The sequence below is a fragment of the Vibrio sp. 2033 genome (genome assembly GCF_033339735.1).
Genome location: NZ_JAWOVC010000391.1, coordinates 1 through 679, shown reverse-complemented (window position 1 = coordinate 679; position 679 = coordinate 1). Strand labels below are relative to the sequence as shown.

Here is a 679-nt window from a genome sequence, read left to right as displayed (position 1 = left end):
GACATACGCCACACTGGCCATCGGTATTTTGGTTATGCAAGATATCTTCGCCGTCGTGTTTCTGACTGTTTCAACAGGCAAAGTGCCAGAATGGTACGCCATAGGTCTATTTGCTCTTCCTCTTCTACGCCCGCTGTTTTACAAGTTATTGGATAAAGTAGGCCACGGCGAGATGTTAGTGCTGTTCGGCATTTTCTTCGCGCTTGTTGTGGGTGCCGGACTGTTTGAGTTAGTTGGAATGAAACCAGACCTTGGCGCCTTGATTCTTGGCATGATGCTCGCTGCTCACCGTAAAGCGTCAGAGTTGTCTAAATCGCTATTTAATATGAAAGAGCTCTTTCTCGTCTGCTTCTTCTTAAATATCGGCTTATCCGCATCTTTGAGTCTAACGGGTATCGCACTAGCGCTTTTATTCATTGTCCTTCTACCTATTAAAGGGTTGCTATACTTCCTCACAATCAACCACTTTAAGTTTCGCGTGCGTACTTCCCTACTCGCTTCTTTATCACTGTTTAACTACAGCGAATTCGGGCTCATTGTCGGTGGCCTGGCGTACAAAATGGGGTGGATGCCGAGTGACATGCTCGCAGCCATCGCTGTAGCGGTTTCACTATCCTTTATTATCTCAGCACCTCTAAATCGCTTGGGCCATAAAATTTATCAACATTCCGGTAAATGG

General features: G+C 45.9%; 1 protein-coding gene. It reads left to right on the top strand.

Features of this window, described 5'->3' with window-relative positions:
* Positions 1-679, top strand: a 679-nt coding sequence (locus R7P74_RS26780) for a cation:proton antiporter (protein WP_318123692.1), incomplete at both ends; no start/stop codon positions are given.